Here is a 15,458-nt window from a genome sequence, read left to right on the forward strand (position 1 = left end):
CATGAGCGAAACGAAAGTATTCCTCCTCCCGGACCTCGGCGAAGGACTCACCGAAGCCGAACTCGTGCACTGGCTCGTGGCTGTGGGCGACGAGATCCGCGTGGACCAGCCGATCGCCGAGGTGGAGACGGCCAAGTCCCTGGTGGAGGTGCCCTCCCCGTACGCCGGCACTGTCGCCGTGCTGCACGGCGAACCCGGCCAGACGCTCGACGTCGGCAAGCCGCTGATCTCGGTGACTCCTATCGGTGTGGCTGGTCCAGGTGTGACTGCTGCCGCCGGTGGCGCCGCCACAGGCAATGCCGCCCCCGCCCCTTCGCCGGACAGCATTCGTCCTGCGGACGATGCTGCCGGCTCCGACAGGCCCGATGCCACTCCCGGGGCGGCATTGCCTGCAGCGACTGAGTCCGCGGTTGAGTCACCTGCCGTGGTTGCCGCAGAAACTTACCGCGAGGAGGAGAAGGCCGGGTCCGGGAATGTCCTGATTGGGTACGGGACTCCGGGCGGGCATGGGGTTGCCCGGCGGACGCGGCCACGGAAGTCTTCGGCGGTCGAGCCCGTCGAGACTTCGGGTGCCGCGAGCCAGATTTCTGTGGCGGAGAAGGCTGCCGATGACCTGCTGCTGATGCGGACCCGGGTGCCCGGGAAGTTGGGGGCTGTTATATCTCCGCTGGTTCGCCGGATGGCACGCGATCATGGGGTTGATTTGGGGGGACTCCACGGGTCGGGGGCCAGCGGGCTCATTATGCGGCGCGATGTCGAGGCTGTCATCAGGCCGTCCACAGTGGCTGAGCGCCCCGTGGTTGAGGCTGTCGCGGCGTCCGACACAGACGCACGCACTGGCCTGGGCATTTCCGGGCGCACTGCCGTGCGCGGTGTGCGGAAGGCCGTTGCGGCGAACATGGCGCGCAGCCGTTCCGAGATCCCGGAAGCCACGGTGTGGGTCGATGTGGACGCCACGGCGCTCGTGGAGATGCGGGCCGCCCTGAAGAATGCGGACCCGCACAACACCCCCGGTTTGCTTGCTTTCATCGCGCGATTCGTCACCGCAGGGCTGAAGAAGTTCCCTGAACTCAACACCCGCATCGTCACCACCGAGGACACCACGGGCGGCGCGATGCAGGAGATTGTGGCCTTCGACGGCGTCAACCTCGGCTTCGCGGCGCAGACCGACCGCGGCCTCATGGTGCCCTCCGTGCGCAACGCGGACAAGCTCAGCGCCCGCGAACTCGACGCCGAGATCCGCCGGCTTACCGCCGTCGTCCGCGAAGGCAAGGCGACCCCGGCGGAGCTGGGCAGCGGCACGTTCACACTGAACAACTACGGCGTGTTTGGCGTGGACGGTTCCGCCGCGATCATCAACCACCCCGAGGTGGGAATTCTCGGCGTCGGACGGATCATCGACAAGCCCTGGGTTGTCAGCGGCGAACTCGCGGTCCGCAAGGTCACCGAACTGACCCTCACCTTCGACCACCGTGTCTGCGACGGTGGAACGGCCGGCGGCTTCCTGCGCTACGTCGCCGATGCGATCGAAAATCCGGGGTCTGTCCTGGCGGATATGTGACGGGTCCGGCGCGGCTGCCGGAGGAGGCCTGCGGTGGTCGGAGATGGCCCTATGATGGGGCCATGAATATCTGGGGGAAGCTTCGTTCCGCTGAAAACCGTGCCCGCGCAGCCTCACTTGGGATGCCAAGAGCCCGAGTGGACAGAGGGACGAAGATCACCGTCAAGGATGGCAGTATTCATGCGGGCTCCGGTTTTGTGATTGGCAAGGGGACACACGTCGCAGTTATTGGAACCCCCGAAGCGCCGGCTTTGATGTCTGTCGGGTCCCGAACCAAGATCGGCGCACGGTCCCGGATCAACGTCAGGTCCGGGCTGACCATAGGCGACTACTGTGAGTTCTCTTGGCTCGTCCAGATCCTCGACACCGACTTCCACACGCTCACCTATGCGGACGGCCGCACCAGCAATCCGACAAAGCCGATCAAGATTGGCAACCACGTCCTGATCGGTACAGGAGCGATCATCCTCAAAGGCGTCACGATTGGCGATAACGCGGTGATCGGTGCCGGGTCTGTTGTAAGCCGCGATGTCCCCGCGAACGTGGTGGTATCCGGTAACCCGGCGGAGATTCGTAGTGACATCACTGGCTGGAAGTAGCCGTCACGGTACGCCCGCCAGCACCTGCGAACGAGCGACCGCGAGCATCCCAACGGTCGCCGGGGTGTATACACGGTTGTTCTGCCGGCCACGGGAACCGACGGAGACGGCCGGGGTCAGTTTCGGTCGGCCCGGCGTTCAGCGGGTGCCGAAAACCGGCGGGCCGCCCATGACGCCGGCACGAGCAGTAGCCACAGGAACGGTGTGTAGGCGTTGAGGACAAACGCCGCCGGAATCGAGAGCAGGAAGACCAGCGCCCCGGCCAGCCGAATGCTGAATACCTTCCGGTGGCCGTCGGGTGCCATTTCCCGCTCCATCAGGTCTGCATGTTTGGCGTACCCCCAGATGGCCGCCATGGTCAGGTAGACCGCGGCGATGTTGGCGGCGTACAGAACACTCGGCCAGGGCGTGGGGTCATCCCCGTATTGGCTGAGCACAGACGTCGGACCGGGCAGCATGGCGATGAAGAACAAGAGGGCCAGATTCAGCCGGCCCAGGTTCACATTGAAACGGCGGATCCGTGCGAAGTCGGAATGGTGTGACATCCAGGTCCTGGCGATGATGAGGAATGACAGCGCATACGCGAGCAGTTGCGGCAGCGCAGCGACCAGGGCATCGTCCAGCTGCTCCGCCGGAATGCCGGCAGGCAGCTTCAGGTCCAGTGCCAGTAGCGTCAGCGCGATCGCAAAGACGGCGTCGCTGAAGAACACCATCCGCTCCAGTGACGTGCCGGATTCCATCGGGAGCAACCTCCGATCGTTCGATGGAGCAAGTGGCGGAACAACTGAAGTAGCCACAGGCTACACGGCGGCGCTGCCCCAGGCGATGGCTTCCCGTTGGGTTCCCAAAGGCGGGTATGCCCTCCGGGAATTGTCAGCCGGGCATGGGTACAATCGAGGGCAGAACATCGCACCAGCGGCGCCGGAACAGTGCCGGAATACGGAGATTCAATGTCACGATGGCTCGAGGTAGGTCCGGACAACTACGTCCTGACAACCCAAGGTTCCCTGCTCAACACCGGCCTGGTGGTCGGCACCGAACGCGCCATGGTGATCGACACCGGCGGCGGGCCCCGGCAGGGACGCGAGATCCTGGAGGCAGTGCGGACCAAGACCGGGCTGCCGCTGGTCGTCGTCAACACGCACGCGCACTATGACCACTTCTTCGGCAACGCTGTCTTCGCTGACGACGGCGTGACGGAGTTCTGGGCGCACGAGAGCTGCGCTGCGGAGATCGAAGAGAACGGGGACAGCCAGCGCCGCGCCGTCGCAGCCGAGGAGCCGGAAATGGCTGCCGGCGAAGGCAGCAACGTCGAACTCGTGGTTCCGAACGCGATCGTGAAGGACCAGCCGGTCCTGGTGGACCTTGGCGGCCAGACCGTCACGCTGTTCTACCTGGGCCGCGGCCACACCGACGGGGACCTCCTCGTCGGAACAGCCACCACGCTCTACGCCGGTGACCTCGTGGAACAGGGCTCGCACCCCTCTTTTGAAGACTCGTACCCCGAGGAATGGGCGGACGCCCTCCGGCACGTGTCCGCGCTGCGTCACCGCTATGACTTCCTGGTTCCCGGCCATGGGGAACCCTGCAGCGACCAGTTCGTCAAGACCATGGCCAACACCATGGGCACCGCGGTGCGCCAGGCCATCCAGGCCACGCGGGAAACCCCCGACGACGCCACCAAGGCCATCCCGGTCCTTCCCTACGGCCCTGAGCAGTCACGATGGTTCATCAGGCGCCTGCAGGAGACCCGGGCGCACCACTGAAGCCCTCATTTTCCCCGAATGATAAGGGTGCTCACGACTGCGCCTAGACTTGCCCTTTGAACGACGTCAAACAAGCGCCGCAGCATGCCCCGCTGTGAGTCCTGGGAGAAATCAACGATGCCCGATTCGGTGGAAGACAATTCAGCTGCCACTACTGACAACTCAGGGCAGCCTGAAACCCGCCGTCGGCGCGACCTGCGTCGTGCCGACGGTGACGAAGCTGCCTGGACAGGAACCATGCCGGTCATCAATCCTCGCACCAGCCCCGCCGAAGCCGCCGACCGTGCCGAACCGAAGCGCCGCAGTTCATGGGCCGAGGCCGCCGAAGCAGCCGACGAACGCAATTCGGAGCCCGCCACCGGATCGACACCGGTGATCCGCCAGGTCCCCACGGCACCGGTGGTTCCCGCCGGAGATCCGCTGTCCCCGGACGCCACCGAGGTTCCGGACTCCGACGCCGGCGCAGCACCCTCCCGGCGGTCGGCCTTGCCGGCTGCCCCGGAGACGGCGCCCAGCGTCCCGGCCCAGCCGCCCCGTTCCACCCGCACGGCCAGCCGGGCAGCGGCCCTGGCCTCGGCTCCGGTTCCGGACTTCATCAGCTCGCCCGGCCTCTTCGTCCGCGAGCAGAAGCCGAAGCCTGTAGGCGGCTTCCGCGGCGCCCTCTACAAGATGACCGGGGGCGGCCTCAATCTCGGCCCGAGCGCACGGCAGCGCGAAGAAGACGAGCTCGCGCGGCGCATCTCCCGCCAGCTCCAGGGCAGCTACAACACCGGCGTCCTGAGCCTCAAGGGCGGCATCGGCAAGACCTCCACCACCGTCGGCGTCGGCCTGACCTTGGCGGAATTCCGCGGGGACCCGCCGTGCGCGATCGACGCCAACCCGGACTCCGGCGACCTTGTGGAGCGCGCCCTCGGCGAGGGCATTTACCAGCAGCAGAGTCCCCGCACCATCACGGACCTGCTGCAGAACATCGAGTCCGTCGATTCCCTTACCGCCCTGGCCCGGTATATGCACCATGCCGGCCGGCTGCACCTGATCGCCGGAGAGCAGGATCCCGAGGTCTCGGACTCCCTGACGGCCGAAGAGTACCTGCGGATCCGCAAACTCATCTCCGGCTACTACTCGGTGGCCCTCACCGACTGTGGCACCGGCGTCACACACAACGCCATGAGCGGCATCCTGCAGTCCGCGGACAACCTGATCATCGCGGCCGGCTACGCGGTCAGCGGCGCCAAGCGGGCCCGCAGCACCCTGCACTGGCTGGCCAGCCACGGCTACGAGGAACTGGCCCGCAACGCCGTCGTCGTCATCACGGACAAGGACGAGGTTTCCTCCCGGGTGGACAAGGACGCGATCGAAGACCACCTGTCCGGGATCTGCCGCCAGCTGATTGCCGTCCCGCACGACCGCGGTGTGGCCGATGGTGACCTGGTCACCCTGGATGTGCTCCGCCCGGAAACACGGCGCGCCTACCGGGAAATCGCCGCCGCCATCGTGGACGGGTACGTCTAGGCCGTGCCTTAGTCGGGCGGGTGCCCGGGGCAGCCGCGTTTTGTTCGGCCCCTAGGATGAAGGGGATGACCACTACACGCCCCGCACCGTTCAGCCTCCGCAGCATCGCCGTTCCCGCGTTCGGCCCGGCCCTGCTTTTCAGCATCGGTGAAGGCGCAATCCTTCCGGTCGTGGCGCTGTCCGCCCGGGACCTGGGCGCCTCGGTGGCCGTAGCCGCGCTGGTCGTCACGCTGATCGGGCTCGGATCCTGGTTCTTCAACCTCCCGGCCTCGCTCATCACACTGAAGTTCGGCGAACGCTGGGCGATCGTCGGTGCGGCCGCCGCCAGTGCCATCGCGCTGGCCGGGGCGGCCCTCTCCGCACAGGTGCCCGAGGGGCTCTGGCTGCTCGCCGTGGCGATGCTCGTCGTCGGGATGGCCGCCAGCGTCTTCAGCCTGGCGCGGCAGAAGTACCTGACCGAGGCGGTGCCGGTGATCCTCAGGGCCCAGGCCCTGTCCACCCTCGGCGGCGTCAACCGGATCGGCATCTTCATCGGCCCGTTCATCGGCGCCGCGGTGATGCAGTTCGCCGGCATCACCGGCGCCTACTGGGCCGGCGTCGTGGCGATGGCCGCTCTGGGCCGAACACCTGGGGATGGATGCAACCCAGGCGTCGCTCATCTACGGGCTCTCCGGTGCCATCGACATGCTGGTCTTCTACCCTGCCGGTAAGCTGATGGACCGCAAGGGCAGGCAGTGGGTCGCGGTCCCCTCCACGCTGATCATGGGGACGGCGATGCTGCTGATCCCGCTCAGCACCGGCTTTGTGGGACTGCTGCTCGCGGCGCTCCTGATCGGCTTCGGCAACGGCATCAGCTCCGGCCTGAACATGACCCTGGGCGCCGATTTCTCGCCCGACAACGGCCGCGGCCAGTTCCTCGGCATCTGGCGGTTCATGGCCGACGCCGGCGCCACCGGCGGGCCCGTGCTGCTCTCGGGAGTGACGGCCGTGGCCTCGCTCGGGGCGGGAGAGGGCGCCACCGGCGTGCTCGGCTTCGCTGCCGCGGCCGTTTTCGCCGTCACCATCCCCCGCCTCAGGCACCGGCGGAACTACTGAGGGCAGATCTCCGGACTTGTTTGCGGCAGGGCGTGAGGGACCGGGCACGTAGCTGCGCGAAGAGCGGGGTGAAGGCACCCAATTCAGCGGCAAGGTCGGGCAAAGTGAGGGTCGTGAAGTTCCTCGGACGCTGCTGCGTACCGAGGAACAGCCGCGATTACAGGTATCGACTACTCGGGCGAAAGCCACGTGAGCTTAGTAAGGTCGATCCCTGCGCCGGCGCATCCAGGCCGGCCCTACGCGGGGCGGCACGAGTGCCGCCGTCAGGGTTCGCCCGTGACTATTTGCAGCGCATGGTCTCCGCCCGGATGGGTGATGCGTTTCGACGCAAAAAAATTAGGAGATGTTCATGTTCGGAAATCAGTCCCGCTGGTTCACGCCCCTTGTCGCAACAGCAGCCCTGCTTCTCGCCGCTGCGCCCGCGGGCGCAGCTGTCAGCCGCCCGCCTGAGCTTCAGAATTTCACCTTCACGACGACGGAAGGCTGCGGTTTCCCGGTCACAGTCACCGGCACGGGTGGAAAGATCACCAAGGTCGAACTTAGGAATGGCAGCATCTTCACGGTGGGTAAAGGCGTTCTTCTCACTTACACCAACGTCGGCACCAAGAAGAGCTACACGGTCAATACTGCCGGGTCGGTTGCGCGGTACGTCCCAAATCCGGATGGAACCGTGACCGCAACGTTTACGGGCCATAACGGGGCCGTCTTCTTTGCCAGCGACGTGGGTGGTCCCGCTATCACGCAGTACACCGGCAGGTTGGTCCTCACGCTGGATTCGCTCGCAACTTTCAATGTCCTGGCTGTGAAGTCGACCGGTCCGAAAGTGGATGTTTGCGCGGCAATTTCCTAAGTAATTTCGGACTCCGATTGCTTCAACCGCGTGGGCATCCGTTATACCCCGCTGATGCTGCGAACCGCCGGCCCCGGAACATCATGGCTTCGGGGCGGGCGAGTTCGGAGCGCGCCGCCCCGCGGTGCCCCTCAGCGCTGCGGCGCGCCCCGCCGTCGCGCGGCGTGGCCGAACAGCCACACACCGGCAACCGTCGCGAGGTACCCGGCGATCACTATCAGTGAGGTCCCGGCCCAGAAGTAGTTGCTCGTGTTGCTTTCCTGTCCCGTGCCCGGCGCGATCTGCAGCAGCGAGTAGCTGGCCAGCACGGCCGAGCCGAGTACTGCCAGCACGGGAAGCGCGAGCCAGAGGCGCGAGGCCGCCCAGTGTTCCCCGTAGCCGGTCCAGACATTCCAGCGCGGTCCGGTGCGGATGATCAGCCAGCCGGCCGGGAGCATAAACGCCGCCACCACGAGGAAGGCGGCTACGACGTCGGAGGGGCGGTGCCACTGGTTGATGAGGGTGGACAGGCCGGTGGCGACGGCGAAGCTGCCGCCCAGGAAGCCTGCCAGCGGACGCCAGCGCGGCGAGACCACCAGAAACACGGCGGCTGCGGCGGACGCCGCCAGCGTGGTGTGGCCCGACGGCAGGGAGTTCAGTTCCAATGTCTCGATTCCGCGGTACGGCCGGACCGGCACGAGGTCCTTGAGGATCTGGGTGGCCACGTTCGCGCCCAGGCAGGCTGCCATGGCGATCCCGGCCGCGGCCCAGCGCCGCCGCAGGACGGTGACAAACAGGATGACGACCGTGGCGATCAGCACGGACAGGGCCGGCAGCCAGTCAAGAAGCTTATTGGCGGCATTACCCGCGGTGCCATGGATCTCGACGGCCTCGACCAGCGCCGATTCGTCGATGAACTGTCCCGTGGTGGTGCGGACGAAGAAGTAATATGTGACGGCGAGTGCGGCCAGGCAGGCCAGGGTGGCCAGCAGAAACATCGGCCCCAGGCCCTTACCCAGGCCCTTGCCGGGGTGTGACGAGGCACGGGTCAAACCCGGCTGCGGGTACCCCTCAGCCGGGTGTTTGCTCGTATGTCCCTGGCGAAAACTCATCGTCATCAGGTTCCCATAAAACTCTGCGAGCCGCCTGAGGGCAGGCTGTGTCGAGGCGGCATCCGAGGACATTTCACCGCAATGATTCCGCCCGGCACGGCCGTGACCTGTCATCCCGCGCGCGGGTAGTGTGTGGCCATGGACACCGTGCCGAATCATCCGGATCCTGCCTTCCCGCGCTTTCATGCCAGGCCGGGGAAAGGCTGGATCAACGATCCGAACGGCCTGAGCTACGTCGACGGCCGCTACCACGTGTTCTTCCAATACAACCCGGACTCGGCTCGGCATCACGGCATCTGCTGGGGGCACCTGAGCTCCGCGGATCTGGTCCGCTGGCAGGAGGAACCGGTCGCGCTCCGGCCCCAGCCCGGTGGGCCGGACGCGCTCGGCTGCTGGACGGGGGTGGTGACCGACGACGGCGGAGTCCCCACCGCTGCCTACTCCGGCGTCGAGTCTGAGGGCGGCAACTCCCGCGTCGTCCTGGCGCGGGGCTCCGATGGCCTGACCACGTGGACACAGGACGGGCACGTGGCAGCGGGGATACCCCCGGACCCCCGGATCACAGCTGTGCGTGATCCGTTCATCTTCCGCTTCCAGGGCCGGCGCTTCGCGCTCCAGGGTGCCGGGCTGGCATCGGGACGGGCGGCCGTCCTGCTCTACAGCGTGGACGATCTCCGCAGCTGGAAATATGAAGGGATCTGGTTCAGCTCGGATGATCCGCTGGCTGCCCGGCACCTTCCTGCGGAGATCTGGGAGTGTCCGCAACTGGTCAGCGTCCCGGACTCGTCCGGGGCGGAAACCTGGCTGCTGATGGCCTCGCTGTGGCTTTCCACGGACCACCACGAGCACCCCAACGGCGTCGGCTATCTCCTCGGTGCGCTCGTCCCGGGGCTAGCCGGGCTGCCGGTCTTCGCCCCGGAAACGGGCGGGAAGGCCGATCTTGGCCGCGATTTCTATGCACCGCAGATCCTGCCGCTGCCGGAGCGGACCCTGCTCTGGGGCTGGTCCCCGGAATCGACGGGCAGCGAGGACCGGCGGGGCCGCAGTCCGGAGCAGACCGACGACGCCGGCTGGGCCGGAGTCCTGACGTTTCCGCGGCAGCTCTCCGCGCACGGCGGGGCGCTCGCCGTCGAACCGGCAGCGGAACTCCGGGCCTACCGCGGCGCCCAACAACACACGGGCGCCGCCGGAACCCTGACCCTGCCCCCGCACGCCGAGGCCCACGTGACCGGGGGTGAGGGGCGGATCAGGCTCGTCCTCAGCTCGACCCGGCGGCAGCGGACCGTGTTCACCGAGGCAGTGGCCGGCGGCGATGAGCTCCGGATCTTCATCGACGCTTCGATCATGGAGGCCTACCGCCACGGTTCAGTGCCCACGACCCTGCGCGCCTACCCTGAAGCCGGTGAGGTGTGGCAGCTCGAATTGCCGCATGGGGCGTCGGCCGATGTCTGGGAACTGCGGCACCCGGGGCAGGCGTAGCGCCCCACGATAAGACAGGTAGGCCCTACTCGTGCCGCGTCGGCGGCCGGTTTCTAGAATCGTGCTTACCGGAGGGATTCTCCGCCGGGATGGTGCTCCTTGAGCGGGCCGGCCGAGACGAGTCTCCTGAAAAGTAGGTGGCTCACCCCCAGTCAACGCCGGCCCGCTCAAGGCACGGGGGCTCGCTCGTGAGCCGCCGCAGTGAGCCGCCGGTAGAGTGAAAAGATGCTCAGCAACGCGGACCCGCCGTCTCCGAATCTCTCCATGAATCGCGCGCCCTCGCTAGCGGCGCAGTTCCCCGTGCTGGACGAACTCCTGGCCGGTGCCCATGTGGTGAGCCTGCCGATGCGGGTGAAATTCCGCGGCATCCTGCAGCGCGAGGCCCTGCTCCTGCGCGGGCCGCTGGGCTGGGGGGAATTCTGCCCCTTCCCCGAATACGCCGATCCGGAAGCTTCCCGCTGGCTCGCCTCCGCCATCGAGGCCGGCTGGCAGGGATTCCCCGAGCCGCTGCGGAGCAGCATCCCGGTCAACGCCACCGTCCCCGCGGTCACGGCCGACGCGGTGCCGGACATCCTGGCCCGGTTCGGCCGGGTGGACGCCGTCAAGGTCAAGGTCGCCGAGCCCGGCCAAAGCCTGGCGGATGACGTGTCCCGGGTCGCCGCGGTCCGGGAAGCGCTGCCGGAGGCCGCCATCCGGGTGGACGCGAACGGCGGCTGGGATGTCCCGGCGGCCGTCGAGGCGCTGACCCGGCTCTCCGCCGTCGGGCTGGAGTATGCCGAACAGCCGGTGCCGGACATCGCCGGCCTCGCCGAAGTCCGGCGCCGGCTGCTGGCGGCCGGGATTTCCTGCTCATCGCCGCGGACGAGAGTGTCCGCAAGGAGGACGACCCGCTCAAGGTGGCGCGGGCCGGCGCCGCGGACCTGATCGTGGTGAAGGTGGCGCCGCTCGGGGGAGTGCGCCGCGCCCTGGACATCGTGGCGCTGGCCGGGCTCCCCGCCGTCGTCAGTTCGGCCCTGGACACGTCGGTGGGGATCCGCGCGGGGCTGGCGCTCGCGGCCGCCCTGCCGGAACTGCCGTACGCCTGCGGGCTCGGGACCGTGTCCCTGCTCGCCGCCGATGTCAGCCGGGACCCGCTGGTGCCCGACGACGGCGCCATCCGGCTCCGCGACGTAGCCGCCGCCCCGGACCTGCTGGCGGAGTACGCCAGAGGGGTTGCCGGAAAAGGAACGGCTCGGCCTCGTACAGGGTGTGCTCGTCGCGGGAAATCACGATGCTCAGCACGAGGTGGCGCCTGTCGGCGGAGAGCTCGAAGCCCAGCCACATGGCGACGTCGTCCTCCTGGTAGATGACCTCGTCCTCGCTGACGGGCGTGCCCAGCACGTGGGACTTCACCTGGTAGGGCCGCCAGGAATCGTCCACCACTGTGTAGAAGGTCCGGGTGCCGTCGGGGGAGAAGGAAATGCCGTAGAAGACGTTCTCGATCACGTCCGGGAGAAGTTCCGCGCTGCGGAGGTTCTTGATGCGCAGGGTGAAGCGCTCGTCGCCTGCGTTGTCCACGGCGTAGGCGTAGAGGTCCCCGTCCGGAGGCTGAAGACGAGGCGTTCCAGTGTCTCCGGCGTGAACCCGGCGTCCACCGTGATGTGCGGAAGTACGGTCGCGACCAGCTTCCGGACGGTGTCGCGGTCGGCCAGGCCGCCTTCGTTCGCCATTTTGGCCAGCACAGCCTTCAGGAAAGTCTGCTGGTTGCGGACCCTCTGGTAGTCGCCGTCGGGGAAGGCCTGGCGCTCCCGGACAAACGCCAGCGCCCGCGCCCCGTTGAGCCTGTTCACCCCCGCCGGAAAGTGCTCTATTTCATCCACCGTGGTGGTGAACGGCTGCTTCACATCGACGTCGACGCCGCCGAGGGCATCGGTCATCGCGGCAAACCCCTGGAAGTCCAGCATGACCGTGTGGTCGATGTGCTGGTTGAGCACTGCCTCAACGGTCTGCGTCATGAGGGGCAGGCCGCCGAGTTCGAGCCCGGCGTTGACCTTCGCCGTGCCGTGTCCGGGGATGTCCACCCACAGGTCGCGCATGATGGAGATGCCGTACACGCTCTGGCGGTCCGCCGGGAGGTGGACGAAGACGAGGGCGTCCCCGCGCTGGTCGGAGACATGGCCGGCGGCTGCCTCGGCCCGCGCGTTCACGCGGCTGTCGCTGCCCACCAGCAGGATGTTGAGGGCGACGGCGGGTGGTTCCGGCGTCGGGGTCGGCGTGGCAGCGGGCGTCTCTGCCGACGTAGTGGCTGGCGCGGGGGCGGAGGCCTCCGCGGGAGCTGCGGGCTCGGCCCGTGGGCGGCTCAGGACGTACGCTGCGGCTGCAATTGCCAGGACCAGCAGGCCGGCCACCAACGCTGTCAGCAGGGTCCGACGGCGGCGCTTGTCCCCGGGCGCTGGCGTTGGCTGCGCAGCTTCTTCAGCCGGATCCGGCGGTTCTCCCATGGGGGACGCTATCACCGCCGGCCCGTGCGGCACATAGGTACAAGGGCCCCAGCCTCAGCTGCGGCGGCGGGCGAAGCGCAGGATGGTGAGGATAGCCGGCGCGAGCTCATCCTCCATCTGCTGATACCTTTCCGGGCCGCGGCCGTAGGGATCCACCACGTCGTTGTCGGACGCGTCCTCGGCCATTGCCAGGTGCCGGACGGAGGCCGCCCGGGCGGGCAGCTCCCGCCACATTGCAGCCATGTCGGCGGCCGGTGCGGGGCTGTCGTCCCGTTTTTCGAGGACTTCCAACATGCGGGCGAACTGCCGGATGGTGAAGGTCCGCCTCAGCAGCGACGCATCCATTTGCATCACTTCACCGCGGTGCTTCGACGTCATGGTCAGGACAACGTCCGCCTCGCGCAGGATCTTTGGGGTCAGCTGGCGGGCGGCAAATCCCTCGGCGGTGCCACCGTAGAGATGGACGATATCCGCGGACAGGGGCTGGATGGGATCGCCCACCATGGCCCGGGTGCCGGCGCTCCGGACCTGGAAGGCTCCCGGCAGCACCTGGTCCAGTCCGGCCTGGAGCAGGCGTTCAGCCACGGGGGAGCGGCAGATGTTGCCCGTACAGACGGTGAGGATCCGGATGGGTGTAGGCGATTCCACGGTGAGGCTCTTTCCGGGTGGCGGGCAGATCGGGGTGATCCCTAATCGTTCAACTTAACACGCAGGGGCCAACCGGCCGGGGTGAACCGCCATTGGCGGATCAGGCCGGTGGATTTCGGTGCGCTCCACGCGGCGCGGTGCTTGACGCATCTCACACCTTCCGCATATCCTGAACGAACGGTCGGTAATTATTTATCGGAAATGCATAGAAGCAACCATGGCATCGCAGACCCTGCAGTCAGTGCCCGCAGAGCCAACGCCGGCACGGCACGAACAGAGCCTCGAAGATGCGGCCCGGCGTGATGCCGAGGGCCAGGCCTACTTCGACAAGGTCATGGCGGATGACTCCCGGATCGAGCCCCGGGACTGGATGCCCCCGGCATACCGGAAGACCCTGGTGCGCCAGGTTTCACAGCACGCGCACTCGGAGATCATAGCGGCCACCACTCCGAACACCTCGGCTACCTCCTCGCCGAAATGCAGGTGCTCGCCCGCGAGTACCCCGGGGCCAGCTGGTAACCATGGCTGACGTGAACACCAGCGTGAAGACGCCCGAGCAGAAGGCCTGGGACGTCGCCGCCACGGTCTGCGATCCGGAGATCCCCGTCCTGACGGTCGCGGACCTCGGGATCCTCCGCAACGTCGAACTGCTGACCGCCACGGCAGGGACAGCAGCAGCGGACGACGCCGGGACGGCACCGGCCGTCCGGGTCACCATCACGCCCACCTACTCCGGCTGCCCGGCGATGGACGCAATCCGCGATGACCTTAAGACGGCATTCGCGGCCGAGGGCTACCCGAGCGTGGACGTGGACCTGGTCCTCTCCCCGGCGTGGACCACGGACTGGATGACCGAGGCCGGCAAGGCCAAGCTGGAGGAGTACGGCATCGCCCCGCCGTCGGGCCGCTCCAATGCCGTCCGGCGGGCCGGGACACCCCGCGCGGGGAACGGTCCGCCTCAGCCTGGCCGTGAAATGCCCGCAGTGCTCGTCGTTGAACACCCGGGAACTCACCCGCTTCGGTTCCACCTCCTGCAAGGCGCTGTACGCGTGCCAGGACTGCAAGGAACCGTTCGACTACTTCAAAGTTTTGTAAGGAACAGGTGCTCCCATGCCCGTTGTCCGCCAGACTGCCGCCGAATCGGCGCAGGCCACCGGCCGCCGTCGTCCGTCCTTCCATGCCCTGACGGTGAGCGGGGTCCGCCGGCTCACCGACGACGCCATCGAGGTGACCTTCGCGGTTCCCGCCGGGCTGGGCGGGCGGTTCGATTACCTCCCGGGACAGTACGTGGCCCTGCGCACCACCCTGGCGGACGCAAACGGCGAGCCGCACGAGGTCCGCCGCAGTTACTCCATCTGTGCCGAGCCGCGCAGCTTCGCCGACGGCAGCAGTGAGATCCGCGTCGCCATCAAGAAGGACCTGGGCGGCCTGTTCTCCACCTGGGCCAATGCCGAGCTCAAGGCCGGCGACGTCCTGGACGTCATGAGCCCGATGGGCGCGTTCGTCTCCAAGCACGGCCGCGACGGCAGGTCGGTCGAGCAGAACGTGATGAACTCGATGAACCATCCGCAGGATATGGCGGGCCAGCTGGCGGGGGAGCCGGGCTCCTTCGTGGCCATCGCCGCCGGATCCGGCATCACCCCGGTGATCGGCATCGCCCGCACGCTGCTTGCCGCGCACCCGGAAACGCGCTTCGATCTGGTCTATGCCAACAAGGCCGCGATGGACGTCATGTTCCTCGAAGACCTCGCGGACCTCAAGGACAAGTACCCGTCGCGCCTCGCCCTGCACCATGTGCTCTCCCGCGAGCAGCGGATTGCGCCGCTGCTCAGCGGCCGGATCGACGCCGAGAAGCTGCAGGCGCTGCTGGGCACGGCAATCCACGCGGACGACGTCGACGAATGGTTCCTCTGCGGGCCGTTCGAACTCGTCCAGCTGTGCCGCGACACCCTCGCCGCCCGCGGCGTCAAGCCCGAACATGTCCGCTTCGAACTGTTCACCTCCGGTAAGCCGGACCGCCCGGAGGGGAACATTGGCCGGCCGGTGATCGCTGACGAGTCCAAGGAAACGTTCAAGATCATCTTCAAGCTGGACGGGCTGCAGGGCGAGGTTGCCAGCCCCACCCACGCCCGTGAATCCATCCTCAACGCCGCCCTCCGGGTCCGGCCGGATGTCCCTTTCGCCTGCGCGGGCGGTGTCTGCGGTACGTGCCGGGCCAAGGTGGTCACCGGTGCCGTCACGATGGACGAGAACTACGCGCTGGAGCAGGATGAGCTGGACACGGGCTACGTCCTCACCTGCCAGTCCCACCCGACGACGCCGGAAGTCACCGTCGACTTCGACGTTTAGCCAGTCTCCGAGAACCCCCGCCCCACTG

11 protein-coding genes and 6 pseudogenes are annotated in these 15,458 nt (G+C 67.5%); 12 read left to right on the forward strand and 5 right to left on the reverse strand.

Features of this window, described 5'->3' with window-relative positions:
• Position 1: 1 nt before the first annotated feature.
• Together ACVWZ8_RS11640 and ACVWZ8_RS11645 are read left to right on the forward strand one after the other, a co-directional pair.
• On the forward strand, positions 2–1,561 hold the full coding sequence (locus tag ACVWZ8_RS11640) for a dihydrolipoamide acetyltransferase family protein (protein ID WP_456504723.1): 1,560 nt from the start codon (positions 2–4) through the stop codon (positions 1,559–1,561).
• A gap of 62 nt (positions 1,562–1,623) precedes the next feature.
• The gene (locus ACVWZ8_RS11645; RefSeq protein ID WP_426979157.1) at positions 1,624–2,160 is read left to right on the forward strand and encodes an acyltransferase; all 537 of its coding nucleotides are present in this window, start codon (positions 1,624–1,626) and stop codon (positions 2,158–2,160) included.
• Positions 2,161–2,276: 116 nt separating this feature from the next.
• Here the strand turns inward: ACVWZ8_RS11645 and ACVWZ8_RS11650 are convergent, their stop codons facing one another.
• Positions 2,277–2,900, reverse strand: a complete 624-nt coding sequence (locus ACVWZ8_RS11650) for a TMEM175 family protein (protein ID WP_426979156.1) — start codon at positions 2,898–2,900, stop codon at positions 2,277–2,279.
• 210 nt (positions 2,901–3,110) lie between these two features.
• Between ACVWZ8_RS11650 and ACVWZ8_RS11655 the strand changes: the two genes are divergently transcribed.
• The 4 genes and pseudogenes from ACVWZ8_RS11655 (at position 3,111) to ACVWZ8_RS11670 (ending at position 7,383) form a co-directional block, all read left to right on the forward strand.
• Positions 3,111–3,926, forward strand: coding sequence for an MBL fold metallo-hydrolase (locus ACVWZ8_RS11655; RefSeq protein ID WP_456504724.1), 816 nt, complete (start codon positions 3,111–3,113; stop codon positions 3,924–3,926).
• Between the two features lie 117 nt (positions 3,927–4,043).
• On the forward strand, positions 4,044–5,438 hold the full coding sequence (locus tag ACVWZ8_RS11660) for a MinD/ParA family ATP-binding protein (protein ID WP_426979154.1): 1,395 nt from the start codon (positions 4,044–4,046) through the stop codon (positions 5,436–5,438).
• Between the two features lie 65 nt (positions 5,439–5,503).
• Positions 5,504–6,533, forward strand: a pseudogene (locus ACVWZ8_RS11665) (MFS transporter).
• Positions 6,534–6,876: 343 nt separating this feature from the next.
• A complete protein-coding gene (locus ACVWZ8_RS11670; protein WP_456504725.1) occupies positions 6,877–7,383 on the forward strand; it encodes a hypothetical protein in 507 nt (168 codons plus the stop codon).
• A 131-nt stretch (positions 7,384–7,514) separates the two neighbouring features.
• Here the strand turns inward: ACVWZ8_RS11670 and ACVWZ8_RS11675 are convergent, their stop codons facing one another.
• Positions 7,515–8,480, reverse strand: a complete 966-nt coding sequence (locus tag ACVWZ8_RS11675) for a phosphatase PAP2 family protein (protein WP_456504726.1) — start codon at positions 8,478–8,480, stop codon at positions 7,515–7,517.
• A 132-nt stretch (positions 8,481–8,612) separates the two neighbouring features.
• Here ACVWZ8_RS11675 and ACVWZ8_RS11680 point away from each other — a divergent pair, with 132 nt between their 5' ends.
• Positions 8,613–9,953 (forward strand): glycoside hydrolase family 32 protein, encoded by a 1,341-nt coding sequence (locus tag ACVWZ8_RS11680; protein ID WP_456504727.1) that lies wholly within the window; start codon positions 8,613–8,615, stop codon positions 9,951–9,953.
• 264 nt (positions 9,954–10,217) lie between these two features.
• Positions 10,218–11,158 (forward strand): annotated as a pseudogene (locus ACVWZ8_RS11685) (o-succinylbenzoate synthase); the annotation flags it as partial.
• A gap of 16 nt (positions 11,159–11,174) precedes the next feature.
• Here ACVWZ8_RS11685 and ACVWZ8_RS11690 read toward each other — a convergent pair.
• The 3 genes and pseudogenes from ACVWZ8_RS11690 to ACVWZ8_RS11700 form a co-directional block, all read right to left on the reverse strand.
• A pseudogene (locus ACVWZ8_RS11690) lies at positions 11,175–11,534 on the reverse strand (oligopeptidase B); the annotation flags it as partial.
• On the reverse strand, positions 11,435–12,433 hold the full coding sequence (locus ACVWZ8_RS11695) for an LCP family protein (protein ID WP_456504728.1): 999 nt from the start codon (positions 12,431–12,433) through the stop codon (positions 11,435–11,437). The pseudogene ACVWZ8_RS11690 and the gene ACVWZ8_RS11695, both read right to left, overlap by 100 nt.
• Before the next feature lie 54 nt (positions 12,434–12,487).
• Positions 12,488–13,081 carry an arsenate reductase/protein-tyrosine-phosphatase family protein gene (locus tag ACVWZ8_RS11700; RefSeq protein WP_456504729.1) on the reverse strand — a complete coding sequence of 198 codons (594 nt, stop codon included), beginning with the start codon at positions 13,079–13,081 and terminating at the stop codon, positions 12,488–12,490.
• Positions 13,082–13,298: 217 nt separating this feature from the next.
• Here ACVWZ8_RS11700 and ACVWZ8_RS11705 point away from each other — a divergent pair.
• From ACVWZ8_RS11705 to paaE, 4 genes and pseudogenes are all read left to right on the forward strand, one after another.
• Positions 13,299–13,517 (forward strand): annotated as a pseudogene (locus tag ACVWZ8_RS11705) (1,2-phenylacetyl-CoA epoxidase subunit PaaA); the annotation flags it as partial.
• Positions 13,463–13,600, forward strand: a pseudogene (locus ACVWZ8_RS11710) (Phenylacetic acid catabolic protein); the annotation flags it as partial. The pseudogenes ACVWZ8_RS11705 and ACVWZ8_RS11710, both read left to right, overlap by 55 nt.
• A gap of 2 nt (positions 13,601–13,602) precedes the next feature.
• A pseudogene (gene paaD / locus ACVWZ8_RS11715) lies at positions 13,603–14,176 on the forward strand (1,2-phenylacetyl-CoA epoxidase subunit PaaD).
• A 15-nt stretch (positions 14,177–14,191) separates the two neighbouring features.
• Entirely contained in the window at positions 14,192–15,430 is a 1,239-nt protein-coding gene (paaE, locus tag ACVWZ8_RS11720) for a 1,2-phenylacetyl-CoA epoxidase subunit PaaE (protein WP_456504730.1), read from the forward strand.
• Positions 15,431–15,458: the final 28 nt, after the last annotated feature.

The organism is Arthrobacter sp. UYCu723 (assembly GCF_054059215.1).

Coding starts and splice junctions, on each gene's coding strand:
- ACVWZ8_RS11680 (WP_456504727.1), top strand. CDS start 8,613: ATGGACACCGTGCCGAATCATCCGGATCCTGCCTTCCCGCGCTTTCAT.
- ACVWZ8_RS11640 (WP_456504723.1), top strand. CDS start 2: ATGAGCGAAACGAAAGTATTCCTCCTCCCGGACCTCGGCGAAGGACTC.
- ACVWZ8_RS11695 (WP_456504728.1), bottom strand. CDS start 12,433: ATGGGAGAACCGCCGGATCCGGCTGAAGAAGCTGCGCAGCCAACGCCA.
- ACVWZ8_RS11660 (WP_426979154.1), top strand. CDS start 4,044: ATGCCCGATTCGGTGGAAGACAATTCAGCTGCCACTACTGACAACTCA.
- ACVWZ8_RS11645 (WP_426979157.1), top strand. CDS start 1,624: ATGAATATCTGGGGGAAGCTTCGTTCCGCTGAAAACCGTGCCCGCGCA.
- ACVWZ8_RS11655 (WP_456504724.1), top strand. CDS start 3,111: ATGTCACGATGGCTCGAGGTAGGTCCGGACAACTACGTCCTGACAACC.
- ACVWZ8_RS11650 (WP_426979156.1), bottom strand. CDS start 2,900: ATGGAATCCGGCACGTCACTGGAGCGGATGGTGTTCTTCAGCGACGCC.
- ACVWZ8_RS11675 (WP_456504726.1), bottom strand. CDS start 8,480: ATGACGATGAGTTTTCGCCAGGGACATACGAGCAAACACCCGGCTGAG.
- ACVWZ8_RS11670 (WP_456504725.1), top strand. CDS start 6,877: ATGTTCATGTTCGGAAATCAGTCCCGCTGGTTCACGCCCCTTGTCGCA.
- paaE (WP_456504730.1), top strand. CDS start 14,192: ATGCCCGTTGTCCGCCAGACTGCCGCCGAATCGGCGCAGGCCACCGGC.